The organism is uncultured Intestinibacter sp. (genome assembly GCF_902468165.1).
Lineage (GTDB): Bacteria > Bacillota > Clostridia > Peptostreptococcales > Peptostreptococcaceae > Intestinibacter.
The window spans coordinates 1-7128 of the sequence record NZ_CABQXJ010000109.1 but is presented as its reverse complement, the minus strand read 5'-3'; the positions used below and the strand labels follow the sequence as shown (position 1 = coordinate 7128).

General features: G+C 29.9%; 8 protein-coding genes. All 8 read left to right on the top strand.

Annotation, left to right across the window (positions count from 1 at the left end):
- Positions 1-189 precede the first annotated feature (189 nt).
- The 8 genes from RDX53_RS13495 (at position 190) to RDX53_RS13460 (ending at position 7051) form a co-directional block, all read left to right on the top strand.
- Positions 190-2034, top strand: a complete 1845-nt coding sequence (locus tag RDX53_RS13495; RefSeq protein ID WP_307994333.1) for a TIGR03960 family B12-binding radical SAM protein — start codon at positions 190-192, stop codon at positions 2032-2034.
- Positions 2035-2036: 2 nt separating this feature from the next.
- The gene (locus RDX53_RS13490; RefSeq protein WP_195931530.1) at positions 2037-2735 is read left to right on the top strand and encodes a TIGR03936 family radical SAM-associated protein; all 699 of its coding nucleotides are present in this window, start codon (positions 2037-2039) and stop codon (positions 2733-2735) included.
- Between the two features lie 17 nt (positions 2736-2752).
- Complete coding sequence (locus tag RDX53_RS13485) at positions 2753-4153, top strand: Rne/Rng family ribonuclease (protein ID WP_195931531.1); 1401 nt, start codon at positions 2753-2755, stop codon at positions 4151-4153.
- Between the two features lie 119 nt (positions 4154-4272).
- Positions 4273-4584, top strand: a complete 312-nt coding sequence (rplU, locus tag RDX53_RS13480; protein WP_195931532.1) for a 50S ribosomal protein L21 — start codon at positions 4273-4275, stop codon at positions 4582-4584.
- A gap of 15 nt (positions 4585-4599) precedes the next feature.
- Complete coding sequence (locus RDX53_RS13475) at positions 4600-4920, top strand: ribosomal-processing cysteine protease Prp (protein ID WP_195931533.1); 321 nt, start codon at positions 4600-4602, stop codon at positions 4918-4920.
- A gap of 13 nt (positions 4921-4933) precedes the next feature.
- On the top strand, positions 4934-5227 hold the full coding sequence (gene rpmA, locus RDX53_RS13470; RefSeq protein ID WP_022072586.1) for a 50S ribosomal protein L27: 294 nt from the start codon (positions 4934-4936) through the stop codon (positions 5225-5227).
- Between the two features lie 150 nt (positions 5228-5377).
- Entirely contained in the window at positions 5378-6658 is a 1281-nt protein-coding gene (gene obgE, locus RDX53_RS13465) for a GTPase ObgE (RefSeq protein WP_195931534.1), read from the top strand.
- A 27-nt stretch (positions 6659-6685) separates the two neighbouring features.
- On the top strand, positions 6686-7051 hold the full coding sequence (locus tag RDX53_RS13460) for a YhbY family RNA-binding protein (protein WP_279051625.1): 366 nt from the start codon (positions 6686-6688) through the stop codon (positions 7049-7051).
- The last annotated feature ends 77 nt before the right edge of the window (positions 7052-7128 follow it).

Below are 7128 nucleotides of genomic sequence, written 5' to 3'. Positions count from 1 at the left end.
GAATTGTAAATTGCACAGATTATATACAAATAATTTATTTTAATTATATACAATAATGGATTTATTTATAAATAAAAACCTTTGAACATAATATTTTATAGTGTATAATAAAATTCGTGTTATTTTTAATATAAACTAAAATAAAAATAATTGACTGTAATATAGAGAACATGGAGGATTAAGTAATAGATGGATAAACATAATTTTAAAAAGATACTTAAAAGAGTAGAAAAACCAGCTAGATATCTAGGAAATGAAATAAATTCAATCCATAAAGATACTACAAATAAAGATTTAATAAGATACGCACACTGCTTCCCAGATTTATACGAAGTAGGTATGAGTCACTTAGGAAGTCAAATACTATATAGAGTAATAAATAAAGATGAAGATGTGTTCTGTGAGAGAGTTTATGCTCCGGCATTAGATATGGAACAAATAATGAGAGAAAATAATATACCTCTATTTGCATTAGAATCAAGAGAATCTATAAGAAACTTTGATTTTGTTGCATTTACTCTTCAATACGAGCTTTCATATTCAAATATATTAAATATGATGGATTTAGCAGGAATACCTCTAAAAAGAGAAGATAGAGAATTAGACGATCCATTCATAATGGTTGGAGGTTCATGTGCATATAACTGTGAGCCACTTGCAGACTTCATAGATATAGCAATACTAGGTGAAGGTGAAGAAGTAAACTTAGAAGTTGTTGCTGAATATAAAGAGTGGAAGAAAAATAAAACTACAAGAGAAGATTTCTTAGCTAGAGTAGCAAAAATAGAAGGGGTTTACGTTCCAAGTTTCTACGATGTAGAATACAACGAAGACCAAACAGTAAAATCTGTTAAACCAAATAGAGAAGGCGTAAACGAAAAAGTTCGCAAAAGAATAATAAGAAATATGGATGAAGTATATTATCCAGAAAAATTAATAGTTCCTTATATAGAAATAGTTCACGATAGAGTTGTATTAGAATTATTTAGAGGATGTACAAGAGGATGTAGATTCTGCCAAGCAGGTATGATATACAGACCAATAAGAGAAAAAAGCTTAGATACATTAACTAAATCAGTAAGAGAATTAGTAGACAATACAGGATATGACGAAATATCATTATCATCACTAAGTACAAGTGACTACACTAATCTACCAGAATTAACGGATTTCTTAGTTGATGAATTTACACCAGAAAATATAGGTATATCTCTACCATCACTTAGACTTGACAACTTCTCTATGGAAATAGCAGAAAAAATACAACAAGTTAGAAAATCTGGTCTTACATTTGCACCAGAAGCTGGTACTCAAAGACTTAGAGATGTTATAAACAAAGGTGTAACAGAAGAAGACCTTAAAAATACAACTAAAAAAGCATTCGAAATGGGATGGAACAGTGTTAAATTATACTTCATGATAGGTCTTCCAACTGAAAGATACGATGACTTAGATGGTATAAGAGATTTAGCATACGATGTTATAGACACTTATAGAAATGTACACGATGGAAAACTTAAAAAGAAATTCTCAGTTACAGTAAGTACATCTACATTTGTACCAAAACCATTTACACCATTCCAATGGCATGGACAAGATACAACTGAAGAAGTTTTAGATAAACAACGTTATTTAGTTAAAGCTCTAAAAAATAAAGATATAAAATACAACTACCATGACTCAAAAACAAGTTTAATGGAAGCAGTATTTGCAAGAGGAGACAGAAGACTAGGAAAAGTACTATTAGATGCATACAAAATGGGTGCAAAATTCGATGGATGGAGTGAACACTTCAAACTAGATATATACAAAGAAGCTATGGAAAAAAATAATTTAGATATAGCATTCTATGCTAATAGAGAAAGATCTTACGACGAAGTATTCCCTTGGGACCATATAGACGTAGGTGTTAGTAAAAAGTTCTTAGTTAGAGAAAATGAAATAGCTAGAGCTGAAAAAATAACTGTAGACTGTAGACACAGATGTAATGGTTGTGGAATAAATGCACACGAAATTGGAAAGGGGTTATGTTAAGTATGAGTAAATTAATAAGAGTTAAATACAAAAAAGAAGATGAGATGATATTTATATCTCATCTTGATTTACAAAGACTTCTACAAAGAGCATTCAGAAGAGCAAAAATAAACTTAAGTTATTCTGAAGGATTCAATCCTCATCCTAAAATGAGTTATGGTAATGCATTAGCTCTAGGAGTAGAGAGTCAAGGTGAATATGTTGATATAGAAATCGAAGACGATATAGAAGTAGACGAATTTTTAGAGAGAATAAACAATCAATTACCAGAGGGAATTAAATTTATAAAAGGTCAAGAAATAGACCCAAAAACTCCTTCATTATCATCAGTAATAGTTTATGGAGAATATATATTCAATATAGACTTAGACACTCCTTTAAGCAAAGAATTTGTTAAATCAAGAGTGTTAAACTTCGTAAAAAGTGAAGAGATAATAGTAACTAAGACAAATAAAAAAGGTAGAAAAGTAGAAGTCGATATAAGACCTTTAATCAAAAACTTTGATTTAGTAAGCTTAGACGACAAAAAAGTAACTTTTGAGTCTACTATAGCTACAGGATCAAAAGCTAATTTAAATATAAATATCTTAATACCACAAATATTAAATATGCTTGATTTAGAAATAGATCCAAGAGAAGTTAGTGTTTTAAGACGTGATTTATATGCTATGGAAGATGGTCAATTAGTGACTCCACTTTAATTTATAGAGATAATAAAATGAAACAAATTATAGTACAATCATTAATTTCATCTACACAGACTGCAGTTATGCAGGATAATAAGCTAATAGAACTATTAATAGAAGATAATATACATAAAAAGACAAAATCAAATATTTACAGAGGTATAGTAAAAAATATCAAGCCAGGTATAGAGGCGGCTTTTGTAGATATAGGTTTTGAAAAGATGGCATATTTACCTATTAAATCTTCTGACGATATAAAAAATGGTATGGAAGTTCTCGTTCAAATCAACAAAGAAGCTGTTGGAACTAAGGCACCAAGACTTACACAAGAGATAAGTATATCTGGGAGGTATTTAGTTTTAATACCATCAAATGATAGAATTACAATATCAAATAAAATATCTGAAGAAAAAGAAAGATTTAGACTAAAAAAATTAGTAAAATCATTAAACAAAGACAATCTGGGCATAATAATTAGAACAGAAGCTGTAGGCTGTGATATAGATAAATTAAAAGAAGATTTTGAAATGCTTATAAATAGATATAAAAATATATCTAAAGAATTTAAATTAGGTATGGGTCCTAAACTACTATATAAAGAATTAGACCTAGACACAAAATACATTAAAGATAATATTAATGACGAAATAGATAATATTATCTTTAATGATAAAGATAAATATACAGAAATTAAAACTTTATTAAGTAACATAGATAAAAGTTATGTAGATAAACTAATTTTAGAGCAAAATAAAGATATATTTGATTTATACAAAGTCTCAAAAGAAATAGAAAGAGCTTTAAGCAAAAAAGTATGGCTTAAAAGTGGAGGCTATTTAATAATAGAAAAAACAGAGGCATTGACTGTAATCGACGTTAATACAGGAAAATTTACAGGAAATATCTCGAGAGAAGAAACTATGTATAAAACTAATTTAGAAGCCTGCGAAGAAATTGCAAGGCAACTAAAGATTAGAGATATTGGCGGTATTATAATAGTAGACTTTATAGATTTACAAAAGAAAAAATATAAAGAAAACTTAATTAAAAAATTAGAAGAATGTCTAAGTAGAGACAAAAGAAAAAGCGAGGTCCTAGGTATAACTAGATTAGGTCTTGTTGAAATCGCTAGAATGCGAGAAAAAGACTCTATAGATTCTTACTATCTAAGCACATGTGAAAATTGTAAAAGTGAATTTAGTCAAAAATCAATTAACTACATATTAGATAATTTAGAAAAAGACATTATAAGAATGAAAGAACATACGAACTATAATAATATTTTATTGGAAATATCACCATATATTTACAATAAAATGATTGAAAAATACAGCGATTCTCTAAAAAAACTAGAAAAAAAATACGAGATAAGTATTGAAATTACAAAAACAGAAAGTATAAATCAAAAAGGCGAAAAAATTATTTATAAATAATATTGACTTTTAATCAAAAACAATGTATTATTAATAACTGTAATGCCGCACAGACAAGGTAAAAACTTTCGAAAGAAAGTACCTTAATGGCGAGTTTGAGACCGAGGAGGTGTATATGAATGTACGCTATAGTTAAAACAGGTGGAAAGCAATACAAAGTTGCTCAAGGTGATGTATTATTCGTAGAAAAATTAGAAGCTAACGAAGGTGATGTTGTAACTTTAGATCAAGTATTAGCTGTTGCTGGTGAAAACGGATTAACTGTTGGATCTCCAGTTGTAGAAGGTGCTACTGTAACTGCTAAAGTTGTAGCTCAAGGAAAAGCTAAGAAAGTAATAGTTTACAAATACAAAGCTAAAAAAGACTACAGAAGAAAACAAGGACATCGTCAACCATACACTAAGTTAGTTATAGAATCTATAAACGCTTAGTAATTGGAGTGTAATATGATAAAGATTAAATATCATTACACAGATGATTTCAGATTAAAAGGATTCACACTAAAAGGACATGCTGAGTATGCCGAATATGGCTACGATATAGTTTGTTCAGCCGTTACATCTAACGCAATAGGTGTGGACAACTCATTGAATTTACTAGCAAAAGTCGAATTTGAGTCTGAAATAGGACAAGAAGGAATGATTGAATGCATAGTAAAAGAAGATTGTTTAAATGATAAAACTGATTTATTATTTGAACACTTTAAGTTAACAATGGAAATGATAAAAGGACAATATCCGAAAAATATAAAAATCTTAAAAAAGTAGGGGGTGACTCCAAATGTTAAACATGAACTTACAATTATTAGCATCTAAAAAAGGGGTAGGGTCTTCTAAAAATGGTAGAGATTCTATATCAAAAAGATTAGGTGTTAAAAGATATGACGGACAAGTAGTTACTGCTGGTAGTATAATAGTAAGACAAAGAGGAACTAAGATACATCCAGGTACTAATGTAGGTAAAGGTGGAGATGACACTTTATTCGCATTAATAGACGGTACTGTTAAGTTCGAAAGATACGACAAAAAAAGAAAAAAAGTAAGTATATATCCAGTAGTAGAAGTTGCTGAATAATTATAAAAGAAAAGGAGTGTATCTACACTCCTTTTTGTTTTATAATATATAGGAAATATACATACAACTATCTGAAACAAAGATTTTTTCAACAATAATATATACCTTAAAAATGGAAACAATAAAAATATTACTTGGGAGGTGAAAGACTTGTTTATAGATAAGGCTAGAATATTCGTAAAAGCAGGAAACGGCGGAAATGGTTCTGTATCATTCAGAAGAGAAAAATATGTTCCAGCAGGAGGCCCAGACGGTGGAGACGGTGGTCGTGGAGCTAGTATAATCTTCAAAGTAGATACAGGTCTTAGAACTTTAATGGATTTCAAATACAAAAAGAAATATGTAGGTGAGCCAGGAGCTGACGGAAGCAAAAAAAGACAAGCAGGAAAAAACGGTGAAGATTTAGTATTAAAAGTTCCACCAGGAACAATAATAAGAGACGAAGCTACTAATTTAATAATAGCTGACTTAAAAAATGAAGGCGATGAAGCAGTAGTTGCAAAAGGTGGTAGAGGCGGAAAAGGAAACCAACACTTTGCAAATGCTGTAAGACAAGCACCTAGTTTTGCTAAATCTGGAACAGATGGAGAAGAAAGATGGGTAATACTAGAGCTTAAAATGATCGCTGATGTAGGTCTTTTAGGATTCCCTAACGTAGGTAAATCAACATTCTTATCAGTGGTAACTAAAGCTAGACCAAAAATAGCTAACTACCACTTCACAACTTTAACACCAAACTTAGGTGTTGTTAAAACTAACTTTGGAGATAGTTTCGTTCTTGCAGATATACCAGGACTTATAGAAGGTGCTGCAGAAGGTGTTGGTCTTGGACACGACTTCTTAAGACACGTAGAAAGAACAAAAGTATTAATCCATATCGTCGATATATCAGGAATTGAGGGAAGAGACCCAATAGAAGATTTCGATAAAATAAACGATGAATTAAAATTATACAACGATAAATTATCTACTAGACCTCAAATAGTAGTGGCAAACAAAGCTGATTTATTATTTGATGAGTCAGTTTATGAAAACTTTAAAAAGACTTTAGAAGATAGAGGATACAAAGTATTCAAAATGTCTGCTGCAACTAGAGATGGTGTAGACGAAGTTATAGCTTATACATCACAATTACTTCAAGAAGTAGAAGATATAGAATTAGTATCAGAAGAAGAATACTACAGACCAGAACTTGACAACACTGTTGAAGAAGGATTAAGTGTTGAAATAGATGAAGATGGAACTTATGTAGTAACTGGTAAAAAACTTAGAAGAATCATGTACTCTGTTGACTTTGAGGATATGGAATCTATCCAATTCTTCCAAAAAACTATGGAAAATGAAGGTGTATTCGATAAACTTAGAGAAATGGGCATAGAAGACGGAGATACAGTTAAGATATACGAAATAGAATTTGAATTCTATCACTAGAATTTAAATACAAATTAGGAGGAAGACATGCTAAATAGTAAACAAAGAGCTTACTTAAGATCTCTTGCTAACACTATGAAACCTATAACTCAAATAGGTAAAGATGGTGTAAATGAGAGATTCTTAGAACAATTAGATAATATGCTAGATTCTAGAGAACTAGTTAAAGTTAATATACTTGAAACTGCGGGACTTGACGCAAAAGAAACTGCAAATGCAATATGTAATGCATTAAGAGCAGAATACGTTCAAGCTATAGGTTTTAAATTTACAATATACAGAAAAAATTTAGAAGAGCCTAAAATATTATTCCCAGGTCAAGTAGCTAAGAAAAAAGTTCAAGAAGAAGGTACTACTAAAAAAGGTAGACCAACTAAAAGATCAAGAAGATAATTGACTTATATAATATAAAAATATTTATTTAAATAAAAACTTGAATATAAATAAAAAAAAGAATTGCTAAAATTTAA